13 protein-coding genes are annotated in these 24,428 nt (G+C 62.4%); 10 read left to right on the top strand and 3 right to left on the bottom strand.

Features of this window, described 5'->3' with window-relative positions:
* Positions 1-94: 94 nt before the first annotated feature.
* Together KGA89_RS15070 and KGA89_RS15065 are read left to right on the top strand one after the other, a co-directional pair.
* The gene (locus KGA89_RS15070; protein ID WP_223471946.1) at positions 95-1,432 is read left to right on the top strand and encodes an alginate export family protein; all 1,338 of its coding nucleotides are present in this window, start codon (positions 95-97) and stop codon (positions 1,430-1,432) included.
* Positions 1,433-1,471: 39 nt separating this feature from the next.
* Positions 1,472-2,575 (top strand): polyamine ABC transporter substrate-binding protein, encoded by a 1,104-nt coding sequence (locus tag KGA89_RS15065; RefSeq protein WP_223471945.1) that lies wholly within the window; start codon positions 1,472-1,474, stop codon positions 2,573-2,575.
* Positions 2,576-2,626: 51 nt separating this feature from the next.
* Here the strand turns inward: KGA89_RS15065 and KGA89_RS15060 are convergent, their stop codons facing one another.
* Positions 2,627-3,238, bottom strand: a complete 612-nt coding sequence (locus KGA89_RS15060; protein WP_223471944.1) for a TetR/AcrR family transcriptional regulator — start codon at positions 3,236-3,238, stop codon at positions 2,627-2,629.
* A 459-nt stretch (positions 3,239-3,697) separates the two neighbouring features.
* Between KGA89_RS15060 and gabP the strand changes: the two genes are divergently transcribed.
* The 4 genes from gabP to KGA89_RS15040 all read left to right on the top strand — a co-directional run bounded on the left by gabP (position 3,698) and on the right by KGA89_RS15040 (position 9,843).
* On the top strand, positions 3,698-5,098 hold the full coding sequence (gabP, locus tag KGA89_RS15055) for a GABA permease (RefSeq protein WP_003201391.1): 1,401 nt from the start codon (positions 3,698-3,700) through the stop codon (positions 5,096-5,098).
* Positions 5,099-5,406: 308 nt separating this feature from the next.
* A complete protein-coding gene (locus tag KGA89_RS15050) occupies positions 5,407-7,128 on the top strand; it encodes a type I secretion system permease/ATPase (protein ID WP_003201392.1) in 1,722 nt (573 codons plus the stop codon).
* Positions 7,121-8,491, top strand: coding sequence for an HlyD family type I secretion periplasmic adaptor subunit (locus KGA89_RS15045; RefSeq protein ID WP_003201394.1), 1,371 nt, complete (start codon positions 7,121-7,123; stop codon positions 8,489-8,491). The genes KGA89_RS15050 and KGA89_RS15045 overlap by 8 nt, the downstream gene beginning before the upstream one ends.
* 2 nt (positions 8,492-8,493) lie before the next feature.
* Positions 8,494-9,843, top strand: coding sequence for a TolC family outer membrane protein (locus tag KGA89_RS15040; protein ID WP_013693241.1), 1,350 nt, complete (start codon positions 8,494-8,496; stop codon positions 9,841-9,843).
* Between the two features lie 523 nt (positions 9,844-10,366).
* Here the strand turns inward: KGA89_RS15040 and KGA89_RS15035 are convergent.
* Complete coding sequence (locus tag KGA89_RS15035) at positions 10,367-15,979, bottom strand: putative Ig domain-containing protein (protein WP_223471943.1); 5,613 nt, start codon at positions 15,977-15,979, stop codon at positions 10,367-10,369.
* Between the two features lie 402 nt (positions 15,980-16,381).
* Between KGA89_RS15035 and KGA89_RS15030 the strand changes: the two genes are divergently transcribed.
* From KGA89_RS15030 to hemN, 3 genes are all read left to right on the top strand, one after another.
* Positions 16,382-16,825, top strand: a complete 444-nt coding sequence (locus KGA89_RS15030) for a CopD family copper resistance protein (RefSeq protein WP_100263992.1) — start codon at positions 16,382-16,384, stop codon at positions 16,823-16,825.
* A gap of 95 nt (positions 16,826-16,920) precedes the next feature.
* Positions 16,921-18,294, top strand: a complete 1,374-nt coding sequence (locus KGA89_RS15025; RefSeq protein ID WP_013693244.1) for a coproporphyrinogen III oxidase — start codon at positions 16,921-16,923, stop codon at positions 18,292-18,294.
* Positions 18,291-19,679: an oxygen-independent coproporphyrinogen III oxidase gene (hemN, locus tag KGA89_RS15020; RefSeq protein WP_003201404.1), complete on the top strand. Its 1,389-nt coding sequence runs from the start codon at positions 18,291-18,293 to the stop codon at positions 19,677-19,679. Before KGA89_RS15025 ends, hemN begins: the two co-directional genes overlap by 4 nt.
* Before the next feature lie 199 nt (positions 19,680-19,878).
* On the opposite strand, the gene KGA89_RS15015 is transcribed toward hemN, so the two are convergent.
* Entirely contained in the window at positions 19,879-22,536 is a 2,658-nt protein-coding gene (locus KGA89_RS15015) for an excinuclease ABC subunit UvrA (RefSeq protein WP_223471942.1), read from the bottom strand.
* Positions 22,537-22,731: 195 nt separating this feature from the next.
* Here KGA89_RS15015 and KGA89_RS15010 point away from each other — a divergent pair, with 195 nt between their 5' ends.
* The gene (locus KGA89_RS15010) at positions 22,732-24,210 is read left to right on the top strand and encodes a hypothetical protein (protein ID WP_223471941.1); all 1,479 of its coding nucleotides are present in this window, start codon (positions 22,732-22,734) and stop codon (positions 24,208-24,210) included.
* Positions 24,211-24,428: the final 218 nt, after the last annotated feature.

Raw genomic sequence — 24,428 nt, 5'->3', positions numbered from 1 at the left:
TTGCGTTCCGCTCACCTGGCCCCACCAGGTGTTGGCGCGGTTTTGCGCCGCCATTTACTGCCCTGTAACAACAATAATCACACAGGAGCTCCATATGGTTTCCATGATGCGTTTGTCCCGAACGTTCCTCGTGCTCGGGTTACCCTTGACCGCCCAGGTTGCCTGGGCGGGCTACACCTTCGAGGAGGGCAACCTCAAGGGCGAGGTCAACTTCAGTGCCGGTGGCGCAGTCCTTTCTACCCGCAACGTCAACTTTGGCGGCGGCGTGGTGGACATGCGCAGCGGCAAGAATCGCGGCACGAAAATCGACTGGCAGGAGTTCTACGTCAAGCCGGGCGTCAAGTTGGAGTACACCGTGCAGCCGGATTTCAGCCTGTTGGCTGGCGGCTCCCTGGTGGGCGCGACCACCTTCGGTGATGGTGATGCCGGTGGCTTCACCCGCAGCTCCGACGGCAAGCTGTCGACCGAAGAGTTCTATGGCGGTTTCCGCGCTGGCGAATGGACGGTCACCGGCGGTCGCCAGAACTACATGATCGGCAACGGTTTCATCGTGATGGATGGCAACCTCGACCAGTTGAACGACGGCGCCTACTGGCTCGCCCCACGCACTGCCTTCAAGGATTCGGCGGTGGTCGCCTGGGATCATGGCGCGTTGAAGGTCCAGGGCTTCAGCCTGGGCACCGACAGCGACCTGGGTGACTTTCGCATGAGCGGCGTGAACCTGGACTACAACCTCGACGACCAGGTGACGCTGGGCGCCACCGCGTTGAAGGTCAAGGCCATGGGCCCCAAGGGCAGCACGTTGCCGCGTCGCCGCGATGGCATGCTGGTGTACAACGTCAGGGCGTTGAACGCCAGGCTCCCGGGCATCGCGGACCTGACCCTCAATGCCGAATATGCCCTTGAGCGAGGCAGCGGCGAAGGCGTGGATTACGACGCCAAGGCCTGGTATGGCCAGGCGGATTACACCTTCAGCACGCTGCCGTTGACCCCGGTGATCGGCTACCGCTACGCGAGCTTTTCCGGCGACGACAACCTCACGGACAACCGACAGAAAGCCTGGGATCCGTTGAGCAAGGGCTTCGTCGACTGGAGCACCTGGCTGATCGGTGATGTCGTCGGCAACTACCTGCTGTTCAACAGCAACGAAAACGTCCAGCAGTTCTCACTCAAGACCCACCTCAACGAAACCCTTACGCTCGGCGCGATCCACTACCAGTTCTGGCTCGACGAAAAAAACTACATGGGCACCGCCGTCAGCGACAAACGGTTTGCCGACGAGAGTGTAGTCTTCCTGGATTGGGCGCCTTCGAAGTCGCTGTCCACCTCGCTGTCCTATAACTGGGTCAAGCCCATGGCAGCGGCCAAGCAAGTATTCGGCGACGACCGGAAATTCAGCGCGCTGGAACTCTACTTCACCTACCGCTATTAAGTGCCGCGAGCCTTCGCGGCTGCGCTGGAGTGTTTGATCATGCGTACATCTTTGCGTAATACCTTGCTGGGTGCTGTCGTTTCGATGCTGGTCAGTGGCGCAAGCCTGGCCGAAGAGCGGACGGTGCGAATCTACAATTGGATCGAATACCTGCCGCCTGAAATCCTCAAGAGTTTCCAGGAGGAAACCGGCATCCGTCCCATCTACGACGTCTTCGACAGCGTCGAGACCTTGGAGTCCAAACTCCTGACCGGCAACTCCGGGTATGACGTGGTCTACCCGAGCAGTTCCAACGTCAGCCACCTGATTGCCGCCGGTGCCGTCCAACCCCTGGACCGCAGCCAATTACCGAACTGGCAGCATCTGGACCCCGAGTTCATGAAGTCCCTGGAGGCGGTGGGTGATCCGGGTAACCGCTATGCGGCGCCGTACCTGTGGGGCACGACGCTGATCGGCTACAACGTCGACAAGGTGCGCCAGGTGCTGGGCGCCGATGTGCAGATGAACACCTGGGACATCCTTTTCAAGGAAGAGAACATGGCCAAGCTGGCCAGTTGCGGCGTGGGATTGCTCGACGCCGCCAACGAGATCGTGCCCATCGCCTTGCACTACGAAGGGCTCGACCCCAACAGCCAGAAACGTGAGGACTACGCAAAGGCGCAGGCGGCCATGCTCAAGGTTCGTCCCTACATCACCTACTTCAATTCGTCACGCTATGGCATGGACCTGGCCAACGGCGAGATCTGCGTAGGGGTAGGTTGGTCCGGCGGGGTGGCCCTGGCCAAACGACTGGCCCAGGACGCAGGGAAGGGGGTCAAGGTGGAAATGGCGCTGCCCAAGGAGGGCGCGCCGATGTGGTCGGACGTCATGATGGTGCCCACCAACGCCCCTCATACCCAAGAGGCCTACGCGTTCATCAACTACATCTTGCGTCCCGATGTCATTGCCCGGATCAGCAACAAGATCGGTTACCCCAACCCGAACAAGGACTCCACGACGCTGGTCAACGCCGATATCCGCAACAACCCCGCCATGTATGTGCCGGACGAGGCGCGCAAGACCCTGTTCGCGTTGGAGCCGGTGCCGGCGGCGGTGGAGCGGATCCGCACTCGCACCTGGACCGGCATCAAGACGCATCGCTGATCAGCGTGACCCGGTGTTGCTGCGCCGGGTCCGTATCGGTGGGGTGTTCGCTCAGGCGCGCATGCCCAGGAAGAGCAATTCGGTGATACGCCGGACCTGGGTGGAGTGTGCCTCGATGTCCGGCTGTTCCTGGTTGACCAACCGGAACAGCTGCAAGTGCGAATAGTCGTTCAACAGGAAGGCGGCGAGGTCGACGTCGAGGTCGGCGCGCAGCTTTCCGGCCTGTTGCAATTCCCTGATCAGCCCACTGATTTCGGCCCTGAGCGCATCGTTCATGGCGCGATAACCCTCCGGCAGCCCGTTGTCGCCACCAAACAGAATCAGCGGCAGCAACTCGCGCCAAAGGCTCGGATGCATGACCTCCAGCGCGTAACCGGTCAACAGCCGCTCCAGATAACACAGTGCTTCGACCGGGTCTTCGATTTCAGGGATCTGGCTGCGGGTGTCCGTGAGTGCGCGCTGGTCGGCGTCGTGCAGGATCTCCAGGATGATCTCCTGCTTGTTGCCGAAGTACTTGAAGACGGTAGGCGCCGATACGCCGGCCTGGCTGGCGATCTGTTCGATGGTGGTGTTCTGGAAACCCTGGCGCTCGAACAGTTCGACCGCCGCCTTGCTGATGGCTTGGCGGCGTTCGGCTTTTTGACGTTCACGCAGTCCGCTCACGGGAGGTCCTTGTCGTTGAAATAATAAAGGGCGAACGGCGTAATGCCAGCCAGTTGGAGATCAACCTGTGGGAGCGAGCCTGCTCGCTCCCACAGGAACTGACAGGCATGCAATAGCGCCCAGTGCATCACGCAAAATACTTAACCCAGTAAATTTTTTAAAGGACTTATTTCAACGCCAACCCTCAGCACGTTGGCTGAATACCGCGATCCAGACACCTGGCAAGCGGCAAAACGCCATGCCCCACTTGGCGAAATCAGGCACGGGGATGGCGCGTTCAGGTAACTAACTCGGGAGGGAAGGCAGGTAACGTGGCGCGACTTTTCACCGCAAGTGCGCACGTTCGCCCAGGGTGGATCAACCCGACCAAGAGGTACCGCTTCCAGGAGGGGCGGGAATACCAGAAGCACCGACTGTCCCTGCGCGCGTCTCAATGTTCGATCACAAGAGAATAAAAAAATGACCAGCCCCAGCTTCAAGGATTCGAACGGCCATTTGGCACAGGGCTTCAAGCCTCGTCACGTCACCATGCTGTCCATCGCCGGAATCATCGGTGCGGGTCTGTTCGTGGGATCGGGCCATGCCATTGCCGCCGCCGGCCCGGCCGTCATGCTGGCCTACCTGTTTTCCGGGCTGTTGGTGGTCCTGGTCATGCGCATGCTGGGCGAGATGGCGGTCTCCAATCCGGACACCGGCTCCTTCTCCACCTATGCCGACCAGGCCATCGGACGCTGGGCAGGCTTCACCATCGGTTGGCTCTACTGGTGGTTCTGGGTGTTGGTGATTCCCATCGAAGCGTTGGCCGCCGGCCATGTGTTGAACCAGTGGTTTCCCGCCGTCGATGCCTGGTTGTTCGCCTCGGTGTCGATCGTGCTGCTGGCGGTGACGAATCTGTTCAGTGTGTCCAAATACGGCGAGTTCGAGTTCTGGTTCGCCATGGCCAAGGTGGTGGCGATCATCGGCTTCATCTCCCTGGGTTTCGCGGTGCTGATGGGGTGGATTCCCGAGCGCGAAGCCAGCGGCCTGAGTCGCTTGATGGAGGAGCATGGCGGGTTCGCCCCCAACGGTCTGTCGGCGGTGGTGGGCGCGTTCATTACCATCATGTTCAGTTTCATCGGTACGGAGGCGGTGACCATCGCAGCCGCCGAATCCGACAACCCTGCGCAGAACATTGCCAAGGCCACCCGTTCGGTGATCTGGCGCATCGGTGTGTTTTACCTGCTGTCGATCTTCGTGGTCATTTCCGTCGTGCCTTGGAACGATCCACTCCTGGCTTCAGTGGGTTCCTACCAGCGAGCGCTGGAGCTGATGAACATTCCCCACGCCAAATTCCTGGTGGATGTGGTGGTGCTGATCGCCGTGGCCAGTTGCATGAACTCCTCGATCTATATCGCCTCGCGAATGTTGTACTCCCTGGGGCGTCGCGGCGATGCGCCAAAGGCCTTGAAGGTCACGTCTTCGGCCGGTGTCCCAAGGTCTGCGGTGATTGCCAGTACCGTGCTCGGCGCGGGCGTCACCTTGTTCAGTTACTTCATGCCCGCCGGCCTGTTCCAGTTCCTGCTCGCCAGCTCCGGCGCCATCGCGTTGCTGGTGTATCTGGTGATCGCCATCTCGCAGCTGCGCATGCGCCGGATGTTGCAACGGCAGAATATCGAGCTGCCTTTTCGCATGTGGCTGTTCCCCTGGCTGACCTGGTTGGTCATCGTGTTCATCTCGGCGGCGCTGGCGGTCATGATGATCACGCCCGAGCACCGCAGCGAGGTTAGTACCACCCTGGGCCTGGCGCTGGTCATTTCCTTTGTCGGCCTGGTGACGTCGCGGCATTCGCCCCAGCCTGAACGGGTCGTTTCCCTCGGCTAGCCGTGCTGTTTTCATCCTGTTGACGCCACGTTACTGGCGTCAACAAAACCGCTTTTTTGGCCCATTCGAGAGGCAATAAGCTTCGTCTCGAAGCGCGGCCCGTCCGCCTGTCACCCACTTGCAAGCACACCCCTGCAAACCGGCACTAACCCGCGGCTGCGTTGTCAGTAATTGGCGCCTGTAGGGATGAGGATCGCCCCTGATAACAGCGCGCCAGCTGGATAGTTTTTTCTCGATCACTCTCGGGAAAAAGAGCCTTGCGATGGATTGCGTCCTGGACCGACCATTTCTCTTGCAGGCGATTTCCCATGGGGTTTCTACTCGATCCGCGTCATGACATTGATGCTGCCTTATTGAGCTACCGCCGGGTGTTCTGGGCGCTGGCATTGTTCAGTGGCGTGATCAATCTGTTGGTGCTGGTGCCGTCGCTCTACATGATGCAGGTCTACGACCGGGTCCTGACCAGCCGCAACGAAACCACCTTGTTCATGCTCACCTTGATGGCCCTGGGACTGTTCATGTTCAGTGCCCTGATCGAGTGGGTCCGTGGCGAGGTGATGATTCGCATGAGCGCAGGGCTGGACGAAGCCCTGGGCGAGCGGATTTTCGACGCCGCTTTTGCCCGCAGCCTGCGTGAGCACAACGCCAACCCGGCGCAGGTGCTCACCGACCTGGCGACGCTGCGCCAGTTGATTACCGGGCAGGGCCTGATCGCCTTGCTCGATGCACCCTGGCTGCCGATCTTCCTGCTGGTGGCGTTCATCTTTCACCCCTGGTTCGGCGTGCTGACACTGGTGTTGGCCTTGGTGCTGATCGGCCTGGCGTTGTGGGGAGAACTGGCGACGCGAGCGCGCCTGGGGGAGGCCAATCGGCTGGGGGTGCAGTCGTCGATCTATGTAAACAGCACACTGCACAATGCCGAAGTCATCCAGGCCCTGGGCATGCTCGGGCCGCTGCGTCAGCGCTGGAGCCTGTTGCAGCAACGGATCATTGCCGCCCAGGCCCATGCCAGCGACCGCAGCGCGCGTATCACCTCGACGACCCGTTTCGTACGTATCTCCGGGCAGTCCCTGGCGTTGGGGCTGGGCGCTTTGCTGGTGCTTGAAGGCCAACTGTCGGCGGGCATGATGATTGCGATGTCGCTGTTGCTGGGGCGAGCCCTGGCGCCCGTGGAAATCGCCATCGGCTCGTGGAAGCAATTCAACGCCGGACGCCAGAGCTACCAGCGCCTGAGCCAATTGCTGGCCCAACATCCGCGCGAGCGTCTGCGCATGCCGTTGCCGCCACCCACCGGCGCGGTGCGCCTGGAACAGCTGTATGTCGGTCCGCCAGGTGCTTCGCAGCCGATCCTGCGCGGGATCAATTTCAGCCTCGCCAAGGGCGATGTGCTTGCCGTGGTCGGGCCCAGCGCCAGTGGTAAGTCGACACTGGCGCGCGCCTTGGTTGGGGTCTGGCCGGCCATGGGCGGGTCGGTGCGCCTGGACGATGCCGAGATCAGCCAATGGTCCCACGACGCCTTGGGGCCGTACCTTGGATACCTGCCACAGGACATCGAGTTGTTCGATGGCACGGTTGCCGACAACATCGCCCGCTTCGGTGAGCAGGACGCCGACAAGATCATCGCCGCCGGGCGTCATGCCGGCATCCACGAAATGATCCTGCGCTTTCCCAAGGGCTACGACACGCCGTTGGGCCCTGGTGGGCTTGGCTTGTCCGGTGGGCAAAAACAACGCCTGGGCCTGGCTCGCGCGCTCTACGGACGGCCATCGCTGATCGTGCTCGATGAGCCCAACTCCAATCTCGATGACGCCGGTGAGCTGGCGCTGGTGCAGGCTATCAGTGCGCTCAAGGCGGCCGGCAGCACCGTGGTGTTGATTACTCACCGCCCCAGTGTGCTGGCGGTGGTCGATCACATCCTGGTGCTCAAGGACGGTACTCAACAAGCGTTCGGCCCACGGGACCGGGTGCTCAAGGCATTGATGCCGGGGCCCAGGCCGGCCGCGGTCAGGGAGGCGGGCGGCGATGCGTGATCTGACTCCAGGGGCACAAGCGTACAGCGAGCAAGGGTTGAGCGTGCGCAGCACCACGACGCTGCCCAGCGCCAGTACCGACGCCGGAAGCGCGGCTCGTTATGGCGTGGGATTCCTGGTCCTGACGCTGGGCGGTTTCCTGCTCTGGGCCTGCCTGGCGCCGCTCGACCAAGGGGTGGTAGGCAGCGGCACCGTGGTGGTGGCAGGGGAGCGCAAGGCCGTGCAGTCGCTGGTCGGCGGGGTGGTGGAAAAGCTGCTGGTCAGCGATGGCGACCGCGTCACCCAAGGGCAATTGCTCGTGCAGCTCAATACGGTGCAGGCGCAATCGCAACTGGACGTGACCCTGGGCAAGCTGCTCAATGATCGCAGCATCGAGGCGCGCTTGATTGCCGAGCGTCTGGGCAATGCCGAGATCCAATGGCCCGCGGAACTGCTGGCCCACGCCGACGAACCGCGAGTCAAGGCGGCCATGGCCTTGCAGAGCCAGTTGTTCATCACCCGCCGCGCGGAGCTGGGCAGCCGCTTGCAGATCATCGAGCACGAAGCCGCGGCCTTGCAGCAGCAATTGCTTGGCTACGAAGGCGTCAAGCGCAACTACGATGCGCAGATGCGCTTCCAGCAGCAGGAGCTTGAAGGCCTGCGCGATTTGGCCCGGGAAGGCTACGTTCCGCGCAACAAACTCTTCGAGGCCGAGCGCAACGCGGCCCAGTTGGCGGGGCAGATCGCCTCTGGGGTGGGTGATGTCGGCAGGACTCGCCAGGCGATCAATGAAAGCCGGCTCAAGGCCTTGCAGGCGCAGCAGGAGTTCCGCCGTGATGCCGAAACCCAGCTCAGCGAAGTCTCGGCCGAGGCCGCCGGTTATGCCGACCAGATTCGCGCCTTGCAGTTTGAAGTCGACAACGGTGCGATCCGTGCGCCAGTGGCCGGGCAGGTCATGGACGTGAGCATTCATACCGTCGGCGGCGTTGCGCAGGCCGGCCAGACCCTGATGCAGGTCGTGCCGCTGGATGCACCGATGGCGATCACCGCGCGTTTCGAGCCGCTGATGGCCAACAAGCTGCGTCCGGGCCTGCCGGTGCATGTGCATTTCACCGCGCTGCAACGGGTGGATACGCCGACGGTCACCGGCACGGTGACGACGGTGTCGGCGGACCAGTTGATCAATGAGCAGACACATCAACCGTACTTCTCCGCCAAGGTCGAGATTCCCGCCGACACCGTGGTTGCGTTGCAGAGCGCCGGCCTGCTGGTGCGCCCGGGCATGCTCGCCGATGTCACGGTGGTGACGGGCGAGCGCACCTTGATGAATTACCTGATGAAGCCTTTGCGTGAACGCTTGCTTGCAGCCTTCAAGGAGGAATGAGCATGGTCGATCGTTGCCGCTACCGTTTGCGTGTATTGCTGAGCCTGTGTGCGGGTTGGGCGGCGCTCAATCCGGTGTGGGCCGCCGAGGGAGGCCTGAGCCTGACTGCCGCTTATGATGCCTCGCGCCTCAACGATCCGACCGTTCAGTCGGCTGCCCACGCTTTTGAAGCTTCGCGGCATGAAGAGGACATCGGGCGTGGCGGCCTTTACCCGCAAGTGTCGCTGACCTCGCGCTACGGCTACGGCGGGCGGACCGACGGCGGTGACGACAGCACCTACGTCAACAGCAATGATTACCAGGCGAACAACGTGACCCTGGCGGCGCAACAGCCGCTCTACGACAAGGCACGCTGGGCGGCCTATCAGGAGGGCAAGGCGCGCGGTCAACTGGGCACCCAGGTGTTCGATGTGGCCGGCCAGACCCTGTATGATCGGGTGGCGAAGGGGTATTTCGACGTCGCCCGGGCCGAGAACGAGATCAAGTTGATCGTCCAGCAGAAGAGCGCGATCCAAGGCTTGGTCGTTCAAAGTAAAAAGCTTTATGAAGGCGGCCAAGGTGCGATCACCGATATCGACGAAGCCCAGGCGCGGCTCGATCTGGTGCAAGCCCAAGAGGCTGAAGCCCAGGCCCGCCGCGTGGCGGCGTTGCGGGCCTTGTCCGGGCGCGCCAGCGTGCCCATCGATGACATCCAGCCGATGCGCGAAGAATTGGCCGCCGGTAGCCCGATCCCGCCTGAGCAGGACTTGCCTTACTGGACGGCTATTGCCCGTGAAGCCAGCCCCGAGCTGGCCGCTCGGCTGGCGGCGGTGAAAGTGGCCGAGGCCCAGGCCGACAGCCAGCGTGCCGGGCATTATCCAACCTTGTCGCTGACCACCCAGTTGACCCGCCGGGAAACCCGTCAATACCAGGAACTCGACCCGCGCCAGGACACCTACTACGTGGGGGTGCAATTGGATATTCCGTTGTATCGCGGCGGGGCGGTACGGGCCTCGGTGGCCAAGGCCGAAGCGCAACTGGCCGGCGCCCAGTCCGACTACGACGTGCAACGCCAGCAACTGGCCGAAGATATCGAGACCGATTACCTGGGCGTCGTGGCCGGGTTTGCCAAGAGCAAGGCGATGCAGCGGGCGGTGGAGTCCAATCAGCGTGCGCTGACCTCGACGGAAAAAGGCTTCCAGGGCGGCGTGCGTTCCACGGTGGATATTCTTGACGCCCAGCAGCGGCTGTTCCAGGCCCGCCGAGACCTGCTTAATACCAAGCTCGACATGCTGCAAAGCTATGTGAGCCTGCACACCCACACCGGCCAGATGAACCGCGCGGTACTGGAGCAGGTGCAGAGTTTGTTCTAGACAATCCAGGGTTCAAGTTTGCAACTTATCCCTGTGTGCGGGCTTGCTTGCGATAGCAGTGTGTCAGTCTGCCTTGATGTTGGATGTGCCGCCGTCATCGCGAGCAAGCTTTGCTCCCACGGTTTGGATCGGTGCCAGCCTGCGATTTCTTTGCCAACAAAAAAATCCCCCGTGGGAGCAAAGCTTGCTCGCGATAGCGGTGTGTCAGTCTGCCTTGATGTTGGATGTGCCGCCGTCATCGCGAGCAAGCTTTGCTCCCACAGTTTGGATCGGTGCCAGCCTGCGATTTCCCTGCCAACAAAAATCCCAGTGGGAGCAAAGCTTGCTCGCGATAGCGGTGTGTCAGTCTGCCTTGATGTTGGATGTCCGCCGTCATCGCGAGCAAGCTTTGCTCCCACGGTTTGGATCGGTGCCAGCCTGCGATTTCCCTGCCAACAAAAATCCCCTGTGGGAGCAAAGCTTGCTCGCGATAGCGGTGGGTCGGTCAGCATCCATGCTGTATTGCGGGCAAGCCAGGGGGCAATCAGGCGGTGAAGTCGCTGGCGTGCAGCTCCTTGACGCCGACCAGTTCGAATTCGAACTCGGGGGTGGCGTCGGCGTTGGTGCTGCCGGAGAGGATGCCATCGGCGAAGCGCAGCTGGCCGGTGGCATTGGTGGGATCGAAGGCGTTGCTGCCGATGAACGTGAAGGCATCGACTGTGGCGGTCAGCGGATTGGCGTCCAGGCCGGTGAGGTCCAACTTGTCGAACTCCGCGCTCTTGAAGCCGTTGATCACATCGCGCAGGGCTCCGACGCCCATGTCCGACAGCGCACCAAACGCGTAGGTGTCCGCACCCGTGCCTCCGGTGAGGTTGTCGGTGCCTGCACCGCCGATCAACCGGTCATCGCCCGAACCACCCACCAGCGTATCGTTGCCGGCCCCTCCGTCGAGGACGTTCGCCGCGCTGTTGCCCGACAGTGTGTCGGCGTAGGCGCTTCCCTTCAGGTTCTCGATGAACTTCAAAGTGTCGAGCCCAGACCCCACGGTGTTCTGTTGCGCCGACGTCGAGAGGTTGACGGTCACGCTGGACAGCGCCCGTTCAAAGCTCGCCGTGTCAATGCCATCGCGTCCATCCAGTACATTGTTGCCGGCCCCGGCGAACAGCGTATTGTCCAGCGCGTTGCCGGTGCCATTGGCGGCGCCGGTGCTATCGACATACAGGTTCTCGACGTTGTTGCCCAAGGTATAGGCCGCGAGGCTGCTGTGCACGCTGTCGATCCCGCCGGTCACGGTATTGCTGTTGGTCTCGATCACGCTGTCATCGGCGTTGTCGACAAAGTAGCTGTCGTTGCCATCGCCACCGCTCATGCTGTCGGCCCCTGCGGCGCCGTCCAGCACGTTATTGGCGGCGTTGCCGGTGATGAAATTGCGCCGTTCATTGCCGGTGCCGTCGATGTCCGACACGCCGGTGAGCACCAGGTTTTCCAGATTGGCGCCCAGGGTCCAACTGACCGAGGCTTGCACCGTGTCGATCTGCGAGAGCGAGGTGTTGGTTTCCACCACGCTGTCGAAGGCATTGTCGACCACGTAGATGTCGTTGCCGTCGCCACCGGTGAGGGTGTCGGCGCCCAGGTCGCCGTTCAGCGTGTCGTTGCCCGAACTGCCCACCAGGGTGTCGTCCTGGTCGGTACCGGAGATCATGCCGCCCTGGTTCTGGGCGTTGTCGAAAATGTCCTGCACGCTGTTGTTGTCGTTGGGATTGCCCTGGAAGCCCAGGTCATCGGCAATGTAGTCCGCCAGGCGTTGGCCGACGATCTCCGCCGACTCCTCGTGCAGGTGCCAGACGTCATCGGGGTACACCAGCGGGTCGACTTCGTAGCGCAAGGGCAGGTCGGTGTAGTCCACCGCCAGCTTGACGTCGGCGCGCTCGGCGGCGATGGCTTCCTGGGCGGCGCGGACATAACCGACGCCCTCGACGATGGACGCGATTTTCTCTTCCGAATAACCCCGGGCCCGGGCCGCATCCTGCTCGTAGTGACCGGTTTCCATCAGGTACACGCTGAAGTTGCCGAATTGGGCGTGCAAGTAGTCGAACACCTTCAGGGTCGCGGCCTTGTAGGCCGCTGCCGCCGCTGCCTTGTCAGTGGCACGGGCGATTTCCTGGGCGGCTTCCTCGCCCTGGCCCCAGATGATGCCCATGGTGACGTTATCGATCGCCTGCAGTTCGGTGCGCTGGTCGCGCAGCAATGTCACCGCCCGCAACAGTGCCGGTCCGGGTTGGTTGGTGTCGGTCAGCCACCAGCACAGCTGGAGCTCCTCGGGGCTGAGTGTGGACAGGCCGTTGACCGTGCTGCCGCCCACCGCGATGTCGATGCCATTGCCGTCGGCATCGGTGAACTGGCTGCGCACGTCATAGGTGGTGTAGCGGTCCAGGTCATTGACCAGCATCGAGGTGCCGGACTGGTTGTCGTCCTCGGTCATGCGCAGCAGGCGGGCATTGGATTGGCCGAGGGTCGGCAGGTAGAGAATGTCTTGCTGGGCGCGCTCGCCGAAGACGAAGTCGCTGGCGGTGAGGGTGTTGAGGTAGTTGCCATTGAGGGCGATCTCGAAGCGATTGCCGTCGGCATCGGCTTCGGCGGACTTGATGTAGGTCTTGTCGCCGGCCGAGTTCAGGGTCATGTACAGCGTGTCGTTGCTGCCGTCGCCGAGGCCGAGAAAGCCCAGCCCCGAGAGATCGATTTTGTCGACGCCGACGGTGAAGTCATAAATCGTGTCGGTGGCCGTCACACCCCCGGTGTCGTAGTCGCGGTAGCTGTCGGAGAGGTTGCTGTAGCGGAACGTGTCGGCACCGTCACCGCCGTACAGCGAATCGCGTCCGGCACCACCGTCGACGATGTCCGCGCCGGTGCCGGCCTTGATCGTGTCGTTGCCGCCCAGGCCAAGGATCAGGTCCGCGCCGGTCGTGCCGTTGAGGGTTTCGGCATTGTTGGTACCGGTGATGGTGTTGGCGGGCGCATCGGCCACCACCAGGGCGAAGTTGTCACTGACCGAGGCGCCCGAGGGGTCGGTGGCCTTGACCAGCACGTCGTAGTTGCCTGCCGCAGTGCTGGTCGGGGTACCGCTGAAGGTCAGGCTGGTGGCATTGAAACTCAGCCAGGCGGGCAGGGCGTTGCCGTTGGCGAGGGTCGCGGTGTAGGTCAGCACATCCTGGTTGGCGTCGGTGAAACTGTTGCTGGCCACGGTGTAACTGAACGGCGTGCTTTCACTGGCGTTCTGGTCCAGCAGTGGGGTAGCGACGACCGGCGCCACGTTGGCGGGGTTGGTCTGGTCGGCGAAGACAAAGTGACTGGCCGTCAGGCTGCTGAGGAAGTTGCCTGCTATCGAGACCTCAAACCGGTTGCCGTTGGCATCGACCGTCAGGTCCTTGAGGTAGGTGCGGTTGGTCGACGAACTGTAAGTGACCTGCAGGGTGCCGTTGAGCCCGTTGCCCAGGCCGGTATAGCCAAGCGCCGAGACATCGATCTTGTCCGCAGTCAGGTCGAAGTCGAGGATCTGGTCACTGGCGCTGGTGGAGCTGGTGCGGTAGCTGTCGAGTTTCGAGGTGTAGCGGAATACATCGGCCCCCGTGCCGCCGGTGAGCTTGTCGACCCCGGTGCCGCCGACCAGGATGTCGTTGCCGGCGCCGCCATTGAGGGTGTCGTTGCCCGCGCCACCGAACAATTGCTCATTGGCTGCGGTGCCGGTCAGCGTGTCGTTGTTCGGCGTGCCATTGATCACAATGGCGGTGGGAACGTCCTGCACGGCGAGGGTAAAGCTGTCGCTGACGGTGGCGTTGCTGCCGTCGCTCGCGGTGACCTGGATGGCGTAGGTGCCCGACGCGGTGTCGGGTGGCGTACCGCTGAAGGTGCGGGTGGCGGCATCGAAGACCAGCCAGCTGGGCAGGGCGCTGCCATTGGCGAGTTTGGCGGTGTAGCTCAGGCTGTCGTTATCCGGATCGGTGAAACTGGTGGCCGGCACCACGTAGCTGAACGGGGTGTTTTCGGTCGCGTTCTGGTCCAGCAGCGGCGTCGCCAATACCGGCGCCTGGTTGGTCGGCGAGGTGGTGGCGAAGACGAAGTTGGCGCTGGTCAGGGTGTTGAGGTAATTGCCATCCAGCGCCACTTCGAAGCGGTTGCCATTGGCATCGGCTTCCAGGGACTTGATGTAGGTCTTGGTGCCGGCACTGTTGAGCACCAGGTACACGGTGTTGTTCTTGCCGTCCCCCAGGCCGGTGAAGCCCATGGCCGAGAGGTCGATCTTGTCGGCGCTGATGTCGAAGTCGGTGATCAGGTCGCCGAGGTTGGCGCCGCCGGTGTTGTAGTTGCGGTAGCTGTCCAGGCGGTTGGAGAACACGAAGGTGTCCGCCCCGGCGCCACCGGTGAGGGTGTCCATGCCAGCACCGCCGTCGAGCTTGTCGTCGCCGGCGCCACCACTGAGGCTGTCGTTGCCCGCCAGACCGAGCAGGGTATCGGCCGCATCGCTACCCAACAGCGAGTCGCTGCCGCTGGTGCCGGTGACCACCCGGTTGAAGATGAAGTTGCTGGCGGTCAGGGTACTGGCCAGGTTGCCCGAGAGGATCAGCTCGAAGCGATTGCCGCTGGCATCGGCGTCGAAGTCTTTGATGTAGGTGCGGTTGTTGCTGGCGCTGTAGCTGACCTGCAGGGTGCCGCCACGGCCATTGCCCAGGCCGGTGAAACCGAGGCCGGCGAGGTCGATCTTGTCCTGGGTGACGTCGAAGTCGGTGATGGTGTCATCGAAGCTGGTGGTCGCGTTGCGGTAACTGTCCGACTGGGCGACGAACCGGAACGTATCGGCCCCGGTGCCCCCGGTGAGTTTGTCGATGCCGGCGCCACCGACGAGGATGTCGCTACCGGCCGCGCCATTGATCGTGTCGTTGCCTGCGCCGCCGTAGAAAATCTCGTTGGCGGCGCTGCCGAGCAGGGTGTCGTTGCCAGCCGTACCTTGCACGGTGGTCATGGGCACCGTGGCACTGACGTAGCTGCCGTCGCCATAGACCAGCGTGGCGCCATTACTGGTGTGGCTGATGGTGTTGGCGATGATCGCGTTGCGGTCGGTGCCGTCCTCGTTGCGCTCTGCCACGCCATAGGTCGACAGGTTGCTGCCGCTGATGATGTTGCCCTGGATGAGGTTGTCGCTGCCGTTGAAGTACTTGCCGGACACGCCCAGGGTGTCGTCGTAGGACTGGATGATGATTTCCGGTACGGCACCGCCCAGGGAATTGTTGTTGAGGGTGTTGTCGATGATTTCGACGTGGTTGCTGCCGTAGATGCGGATCCCGGCGCTGCTGTTGTCGTGGATGTCGACGCCGGTGACGGTCACTTCGCTGGAGAGCTTGATCAGCACCCCTTCGGCGCCGTTGCCATACACCTCGCCGCCGGTGATGGTGATGTTGTTGGGCGAGGGGATGTCTTCGCTACCGCGCTGGACCACGATGCCATTGCCGCCGTTGTCGTAGGCGACGTTGTTGGTCATGGTGACGTCGTGGGTGCTGGTGACGACGTTGAAACCGTGGCGGTCGTTGTCGTAGGCGACGTTGTTTTCGAAGGTGCTGTCGCTGAGGAAGTCGGCGACAAAACCGTCCAGGCCGTTGCCGTGGGACACGCTGTTCTTGATGACCATGTTGACGGTTTGCTCGTGGGGGTCGAAACCGTACCCGGAGCAATCCTTGATCTCGACGCTGTCGAGGGTGACGTTGGAGTCGTAGCCTTCTTGGCCGGGAATGTAGCCGTTGAACCAGCCGTCGACCTTGCCGGTGGTGCTGTCGCGGTTGCCGTCGATGGTGAGGTTGCTGACGCCGAAGTCGTGGGTTTCCTCGCCGTAGGCCGAGCGGATGATGCCGGTGATCTTGGTGTCGGAGCCGTCGACCAGCTTGACCGTGGTCTCGCCCATGCCGTCGCCGTACAGGTAGACGTTGCTCTTGAGCATCAGGCAGCCATCGGAAGGTTCCACTCCTCCCGAAACGATGTAGGTACCGGTCGGCATGTACACCTGCCCACCGCCGGCCGCGGCCGCCGCATCAATCGCACTCTGGATGGCTGCCGTGTCGTCGGTGATGCCATCTCCTTTGGCGCCAAAATTTTGTACGTTGAAAATCATGAGCTTATCTCCGTATCAGGCTTGAACCTCGGTAGACGTCAACATTCCATCGACGACCTTCGTGTTATGACCCAGCGGAGCGCAAAAGTTGTGACCGCATATCGGGGAAAGTGTCAAAAAGCCGGACTAACTGATCAGCGGTTGTGTAGGGATTGCGCAGGAGTAACGTTCTGTTGACGCTTTCTCAACGCCGACGATGCCCTTTCCTGTGGGAGCGAGCTTGCTCGCGATAGCGGTGCGCCAGTCAACATCGATGCAGCTGAACCGACGTTATCGCGAGCAAGCTCGTTCCCACAGGGGACACCGTGCGGTTTCCTTGATTGGCATCAACCCCACTTTCGGGATGGCGCGATAACCTCGAATAAACCATCGCCCCGCTGAAGAGGGCGACCGAGGAAGCTCATGATTTATCCGCTGTTTCTGACCTTGCACCTGTTTGCCGCGCTGGTTTTCATCGGCACGGTTTTCTTCGAAGTCCTGTTCCTGGAGAGCATTCGCAAGCAACTGCCCACCAAGGTCATGGTGCTGCTGGAGCAAGGCATCAGCCAACGCGCCCGGCAGTTGATGCCGTGGGTGCTGCTGGTGCTGTTCGGCGCGGGCATCGGCATGGTCTGGCTGCGCTATTGGCCGGTGCTGTCGTCGCCGTTGCAGTCATCCTTCGGTTTGCTGCTGGGGCTCAAGATCCTGTTGGCGGGCAGTGTGCTGGGGCATTTCCTCTGGGCCATGTGGCTGTTCAGGAGCGGACGCATGAACGCCCGCTACGTGCACATCATCCATACCAGCGTGTTCCTGCACATGGTCGCGATCGTGCTGCTGGCCAAGGCCATGTTCTACCTCACCTGGTAAGCACTGGCGCGTGGTTCCAAGGCGCTTGATACAGGTCAAGGTGGCCCGGCGGGTTACCCCGCAAACTGCTTGCGCACAGCCACTCGGAGATTGTCATGTTCGACCCGTTCCATACCCTCGGTGAGCGACCTTCGGGCCGTGCGCCTGTGGTGGCTGATTTCGATTGTCCGGTCGGTACACGTAGATTCCACACAGGCATCGGTTCGCTCGACCTGCTTCGAGGGTTGCGCAGCAGCCGTCAGAAACGACGGCCCTTGTCCCTGGCGGTGCACCTGCCTTCGCGCCTGCGGCTGGCGTCGTGTTCGCCCCTGGCCAGCGACTGCCGCTGCGGTGAGATCGAGGGCTACCTGCAACGCCTGACCTATGAGTTGGGGTTGGTCGGTTGCCACCTGGGCGCAGGGCGGCGCGTCGAGCAGTTTTGCCTGACCGGTGGCACACCGGTGATCGCTCATCTGCAGAAGCTGATGAGTGACCTGCGCAAGCGCTTTGACTTCAGTGAATACGACGGTGGCGACCACAGCATCGAGGTGGACTTGCACCACACCGACTGGTCGACCATGGGCCTGATCCGCGACCAGGGTTTCACTCATGTCAGCATCGGCGTCCCCGACATTGGCGTCGACAGCGACCTGTCGGTCGATTGTTACCAGAATCCGGCTCCGATCCATTCGTTGATCGATGCGGCGCGCACGTTTGGTTTTCGCTCCATCAACATTGACTTGGGTTACGGCCATGCCTGGCAGACGCCCAGCAGTTTCGCCCTGAAGCTGGCGACGCTGATCGAACTGGAACCGGACCGGTTGCACGCTTTCGACTATGCTCGCGCGCCTTATCGTTACCGCTCGAAGAACGCCGGGTTGGCCGGCGACTTTTGCAGCCCGGCCGACAAGGACGCCATGCGGCGGATCTGCTGCGAGCAACTGATTGGCGCCGGTTATCACTACATCGGCCTGGGCCAGTTCGTCAGGGCCGACGATGACCTGGCGGTGGCCCAGGAGCACGGACGCCTGCATCGCAATTGCCAGGGTTTTACTCGTCACGGTTGCTGTGATCACGTGGGCTTCGGTCTATCGGCCATCACTCAGATCGAGCACCTGTACGTACAGAACACCGACGACCTGCATCAGTATTGCCAACAGCTGGATGCCGGGCAGTTGCCGGTCCATCGCGGTTGGCGCTGTGAAGCGCAGGATCAGGTCAAGGCATGTGTGACCGAGCAGCTTTCCTGTGACCTTGAACTCGATATCCCGGCCATCGAGGCACGCTTCGGCCTGGTGTTTCGCGAGTATTTCGCGTCTCTCTGGCCGTCGCTGGAAGCTTTGCATGACCAGGGATTGATCGAACTGTCGAGCCGGTTTATCGGCATCCTGCCTGCCGGGCGCTTGAGCGTCGATGCGATCTGCAATCTGTTCGACCCAGGACTGGATGACGCAGGCCCACACCTTTTTGAAAAGTTGAATCCATCATGAATGCTGTATCCGGTTTCAATCGTGCCCTGGTGGAGAAATACGACCGCCCGGGGCCGCGCTACACCTCCTATCCGACGGCGCCGCAGTTCCACCAGGCCTTTGCCATGGATGAATACCAGCAGGCGGCCCAACGCAGTAACCAGGCACCGCTGCCCAAGTCGTTATCGGTGTACATCCACATCCCGTTCTGCCAGAGCCTCTGCTATTACTGCGCGTGCAACAAGATCATCACGCGCAAGACCCATCGTGCCGTCGAATACCTGACCTACCTCAAGCGCGAAATTGCCCTGCAGGCGACCTTGTTCGACCGCTCGCGCAAACTCACCCAGCTGCACCTGGGCGGGGGAACGCCGACTTACCTGACCCATGAGCAACTGGCCGACCTGATGGACTGCCTGCACCAGTCCTTCGACATGGACGACAGCGACGCCCATGAGTTTTCCATCGAGGTCGACCCGCGGACCATCGATGCGCAACAGATCCAGGGCCTGCGCCAGTTGGGGTTCAACCGCCTGAGCTTTGGCGTCCAGGATTTCGATGCCCAGGTGCAGATTGCCGTCAACCGAGTGCAAAGCGAAGCCCAGGTCGTCGAGCTTGTGGAAGCCGCGCGCCTGGCGCGCTTCAAGTCGGTCAGCGTCGATCTGATCTATGGCCTGCCTTTGCAGACCATCGCCAGTTTCGATGTCACCTTGAGCAAGATCATCGCCCTGCGTCCGGACCGGATCGCGGCCTACAGCTACGCCCACCTGCCGCAACGGGTGCGGGCGCAGCGGATGATCCGGCCAGAAGACATGCCGCCGCCAGAGCGCAAGCTGGAGTTGCTGGAACTGACCATCAATCGCCTGACTGAAGCCGGCTACGTCTACATCGGCATGGACCACTTTGCCTTGCCGGATGACGAACTGGTACGCGCCCGCGCCCAGGGCAGCCTGCAGCGCAATTTCCAGGGTTATTCCACCCACGCCGATTGCGACCTGATTGGCCTGGGGGTGTCCTCGATCGGCAAGGTGGGCGACAGCTACAACCAGAACGTCAAGGAGCTTTCCCAGTATTACGCGCGGCTGGATCAAGGCCTGCTGGCGGTACAGCGTGGTTATCGGCTGAGCGACGATGACCGGCTGCGGCGCGAGGTCATCAGCGAACTGATGTGTCACGCACGCATCGATTTCGGCCAGATCGAGAGCGCCCACGGCATTCGGTTTAGCGAGTACTTCGCCGATGCCCTGGACCGGCTCCAGGAGCTGGTGCGCGACGGGTTGCTGGACCTTCGCGACGACGAGCTGGTGTTGTTGCCCCAGGGACAATTGATGATGCGCAACGTGGCCATGGCCTTCGACGCGTACCTGGGGGCGGACCAGACGGTTCAGTATTCGCGTACGGTCTGAAAACTCAAGCTCGCGCTGGGTCTGTAGGAGCTGGCGAAGCCTGCGATCTTTTGATCGTTCCCACGCTCTGCGTGGGAATGCATCCCGTGACGCTCTGCGTCACCTTCCAGAAACGGAACGCGGAGCGTCCCTGGCGACATTCCCACGCAGGAGCGTGGGAACGATCGACGGGGGGCGTGGGCGGGATTTGGGCCAGGTTTTATCTTCCAGGTTGCAAAGCCCTTTTCAGAAACTCCGCCGTCCGGCTTTCCCGGCAGGCCGCGACTTCTTCCGGAGCCCCGCAGGCCACGACGTTCCCACCTTGGGAACCTGCGCCCGGACCGATGTCGATGACCCAGTCGCTCTGCGCCACAACGCGCATGTCATGTTCCACCACAACCACCGTGTGACCTTCCTCCACCAGGCGATTCAACTGCACCAGCAAGCGGTCGACGTCCTGGGGGTGCAGCCCGTTGGTGGGCTCATCCAACACATACAATGTCGCCCCCCGGGCCTTGCGCTGCAGTTCTGTCGCCAGCTTGATCCGCTGGGCTTCACCGCCGGACAGTTCCGTGGCCGGTTGGCCCAGGCGCAGGTAGCCCAACCCGATATCCTGCAGCACCTGCAATGAGCGCCTGGCCGCCGCTTGCTCGGCAAACACCTCAAGAGCCTGGTTCACGGTCAGTTGCAGCACCTGGGAAATGTCCAGGCCTTGCCAGCTCACCGCCAGGGTCTGCGGGTTGTAGCGCGCACCATGGCAGGTGGGGCAGGGCGCGTACACGCTGGGCATGAACAACAACTCCACGCTGACGAAACCTTCACCTTCGCAGGTCTCGCAACGGCCCTTGGCGACGTTGAAGGAAAACCGTCCGGCATCGAATCCCAGTGCTTGCGCCTGCTCTGTCGCGGCGAACAGTTTGCGCACGTGATCGAACAGCCCGGTGTAGGTGGCGAGGTTGGAGCGCGGGGTGCGGCCGATGGGTTTCTGGTCCACCTGGACCAGCCGCTTGACTGCTTCAAGCCCAGCGGTAACGCGCCCGCCGCTGGTTTGCACGGGTTCGTCTTCCAGGCCTTGCTCATCGGGTTCGGCGTTGGGGCTGGCCTGGCCCAGGTGCGCGCCGACCAGATCCAGCAGGGCCTGGCTGACGAGGCTGGATTTGCCTGAGCCGGAGATGCCGGTCACGGCGGTGAAGCAACCCAAGGGGAAGGCCGCGCTCAAGTTGTCGAGGTTGTTGCGGGTAATGCCTTCCAGGCGCAGCCAATCCTTGGGTACTCGGGGGCTGCGTGCCGTGACGTGTTCTTCGGCAAAGAGGTAGGCGCGGGTGCGTGATTCCGACACCTGGCCAAGGCCTGCCGGCGGACCGCTGTAGAGGACTTTCCCGCCTTGTTCGCCGGCGTCCGGGCCGACGTCGATGAGCCAGTCGGCGCGGCGCATGGTATCGAGGTCGTGTTCGACCACAAACACCGAGTTGCCGGCAGCCTTGAGGCGTTGCAAGGCGCCAAACAACGCTTCGCTGTCGGCCGGATGCAGGCCGGCGGAGGGTTCGTCCAGCACGTAGATCACCCCGAACAACTGGGAATTGAGCTGGGTCGCCAGGCGCAGGCGTTGCAGTTCGCCGGACGAAAGCGTCGGTGTGCTGCGTTCCAGGGCGAGGTAGCCCAGGCCGAGGTCGATCAGGGTGACGATCCGTTCCAGCAGCTCGGCGGCGATGCGTTGGGCGGCCAGGCGCTTCTCCAGGGAGAGGTTGGGGGTGTGGCGCGCGTCGGGCCCACCCGCGTGCGGGTTGTCGCCCCTGGCGGCGCGTTGCTCGCGGGCTTCTCGGGTTTGCTGGTGGCTGAGGACGTCTCCGGTTTCTTCGGCCTGTTCCAGGTAGTCGGGCGCCAGGACGCGCTTGAGCACGTCGGCCAGTTCAAGCAACGGCAGGTGCGACAGCTCGGCGATGTCCAGGCCGGCAAAGGTCACGGTCAGCGCCTGGCGTTTGAGGCGCTTGCCCTCGCACACGGGACAGGGGCTGGCGCGCATGTATTGCGCCACGCGTTTGCGCATCTGCGCGCTTTGGGAGTGCATGAAGGTGTGCAGCAGGTAGCGTCGGGCGCCGCTGAACGTGCCCTGGTAACTCGGTTCGAGCTTGCGTTTGAGGGCGGCGCGGGTCTGGGCCGGGGTGAGCCCGGCGTATACGGGAACGGTAGGGGTTTGTTCGGTGAAGAGAATCCAGTCCCGCTGCTTCTTCGGCAGGTCGCGCCAGGGGATATCGACGTCATAGCCCAGGGTCACCAGGATGTCCCGCAAGTTCTGGCCCTGCCAGGCCATGGGCCAGGCGGCCACGGCGCGCTCGCGGATGGTCAGCGACGGGTCCGGCACCATGGACGCTTCGGTGACCTCATAGACTCGGCCCAGGCCATGGCATTGCTGGCAGGCACCCTGTGGCGTGTTGGGCGAGAAGTCTTCGGCATAGAGCATCGGTTGGTCGGCCGGGTAGCTGCCGGCGCGAGAGTAGAGCATGCGAATCAGGCTCGACAGGGTGGTGACGCTGCCCACCGATGAGCGTGCGCTGGGGGTGCCGCGCTGTTGCTGCAAGGCGACTGCCGGCGGCAGGCCCTCGATGCTGTCCACGTCCGGCACGCCGACCTGGTCGATCAGGCGCCGCGCGTAGGGTGCGACGGACTCGAAGTAGCGCCGCTGGGCTTCTGCGTAAAGCGTGGAGAAGGCCAGCGACGACTTGCCGGAGCCCGACACGCCGGTAAACACCACCAGGGCATCGCGGGGGATGTCCACGTCGACATTCTTGAGGTTGTGTTCGCGGGCGCCACGCACCCGGACGAAACCGGTGCCTTGCGGCAAGTCAGCGGTTGAAGCGGGGGCGGAGCGTGGGGGCATCGGGCATTCCTTGTGGACGTTGCTGCAACGCTTCAGGGCGTTGTGGCGTTGCATTATGGCGATGGCAGAGTGGACTGGATCACAGCGCTGACAATTATGCGACCGGGTTCAACCGCTCGCGTGCGATAAAAATTTACTCCGGGCGCAAGAGATGAGAAAAGCTCTGCAGATTTTTCCCATGGATACGGACGCCTCATGCCACGATCGAAGTTGTTCTCCACGCTGTTTGTCGCGCTGCTGGCCGGTGCCGCGCTCTGGTACATCTGGATGATTGCCAGCGCCAAGCTGGAATTGGGTGGCGGCAGTCCCGATGAGCAACAAGTCGGCGCGGTGAAGGATACCCGGTTGCGAGCGATGTCCTCGTATTGCACAGGCGTGACGGTGACGCCACAGGGAACCTGGCTGGTGGCGCGCCTGGAGAGGGAGGCCCGGGAGCTCGAACCGTCCGCTGGCGTGTTGGACCTGGATGCGCTGGTCTATGGCCAGCCGAAGCAACCCAATGAAGCGGAAGAGTCTGGAACCTTTGCCGGCTTGTTTTCTCATGGTGACAAGGAAACCACCTTCATTTCCCGCCTGGACGCCCAAGGGCAATTTCAGCTCGTGGCACATGTCAGCGGCAGCGCTTGTATGGTAGCCAGCCCCGACGGGACCAGTGTGTTCCTGCTCACGGGCCTTCGTCGGCCTGAAACGGCGAATACCCATGATCCCGATCAGACCGTGGTCTTTCGCACTGATGATCAAGGCCAGCGCTGGACCTGGTTGACCAAGGGTTGGTTTCCCGAGGCCGAATCGTTGGCCTGGAGCCTGGCTCCCTATTTCCACGGCTCGAATGAAGTCTGGGCCGCAGGCACGCCGGACGCGGTGGATGAAGACGGCGATGAAGAGAAGCCGACTGCCGTTTCCACCGGCGTCTTCTACTCGGCTGATCGGGGGGCGAACAGCGCGTCGATAATGGCGCCCGAGTCGCTGCTGGTGTCCGCCAAATACGCCCACGGCAAACGTGCTGACATCACTGACTGGGGCACGAATACAGATGAGCATGGGGAAATCCAGACCAATGTCCTGCAGCTGGATGCACAGACGGCCTTTATCTGGGTGTCCCAACGCTTCTGGGGCGCCCATCCGGATGGCGTCAGCGACAATATCGCGATCAACGTCACGACACGGGCCCGGCTGCAAGCCAAGGCCGGGCAGTGGCAGGTGGTCGAGGTACAGCGTGACGACAAGCTGTTTGTGAGCAAGCTGATACAGAATGACGCCGGGCGGGTGATTGGGCTGATTGACCAGGGTGATCGCGGGCGAGAGGTTGTCGCCGAACTGGACACCGCCGCACTGACCTGGACGACCATGGGTGACCTGCCCAGTGTGTTTGCCCCCCTGGCATCGCAGACCCAGGTGCGTGGCGACAATCTCTGGTTGGGCCAGAACACCCTTCTGATCAACACGACCAGCGACCACCATCCACCGCGGTGGCTCTACTGGTGGTCGGACGCAAACATCTCCGCCGATGGGGTGTTCTATTCCAAGGATTGGGGGCGCTCCTGGCAGCACCTCGCCATCGACGGTTACCTGGGCATTCTTGGTTTCCAACCGGCGCAGGACCGGGTGTTCTGGGCCAATGGCAACTGGTACGACAACAATGACGGCCGTATCTATTCCTATGGGTTGCGCTGAGCACTGTGGGAACGATCGGGGTGCGGCGACGGTGGAAGATCGTTCCCACGCTCTGCGTGGGAATGCCGCCAGGGACGCTCCGCGTTCCGCTTCTGGAAGGTGACGCAGAGCGTCACGGGATGCATCCCACGCGGAGCGTGGGAACGATCAACACCTTTGGGGCAAGGCTTAAGTTTTTCCCAAGTTGATTTCAATCAAGGGCCGAAGAAGGGGCCGGC

The sequence above is a fragment of the Pseudomonas sp. A-RE-22 genome (assembly GCF_019956035.1).
GTDB lineage: Bacteria > Pseudomonadota > Gammaproteobacteria > Pseudomonadales > Pseudomonadaceae > Aquipseudomonas > Aquipseudomonas brassicacearum.
The sequence above is the reverse complement of the archived record's forward strand: the minus strand, read 5'-3'. Positions and strand labels throughout refer to the sequence as shown.